This is a genomic window from Nocardioides antri (genome assembly GCF_008373765.1).
Lineage (GTDB): Bacteria > Actinomycetota > Actinomycetes > Propionibacteriales > Nocardioidaceae > Nocardioides > Nocardioides antri.
Genome location: NZ_VUJW01000102.1, coordinates 1 through 339 on the forward strand (window position 1 = coordinate 1; position 339 = coordinate 339).

The 339-nt window shown below is 47.8% G+C and carries 1 protein-coding gene; it reads right to left on the minus strand.

Annotation, left to right across the window (positions count from 1 at the left end; translation table 11 throughout):
• Positions 1–339 (minus strand): 60S ribosomal protein L6 (locus tag F0U47_RS22715; protein ID WP_223162853.1); only part of this gene is annotated, 339 nt, incomplete at both ends.

The window sequence follows — 339 nt, forward strand, 5'->3', positions numbered from 1 at the left end:
TGCGCTGCTCAGATGGAACGTATTTCTCTTGTTTTGTGGCAAAGATGTCATCACCCTCTTTGCGTTTGACTGTACGTTTGACGCACTTCTTATTCTTCTTGAAGTAATCATCATTGAAGTGTTTTGGCAGTTTGAAGTTGCCGAGTGAAATTCTGGTGGAGGTGCCGATCACATAGCGCTGAGGAATGCGGCGTAGCGGGCACGAATTGAATGCAAAAGGTCCAGTAACTAAAAGCAGACCGCTGGGCAGAATTCCAACAAGTACAACCCTCTTGCCTGCATGTCTGCCAGCGAGGAGAATGCAAACAGTTCCTATCTTCAGGTTGGGTCGGATCCTGC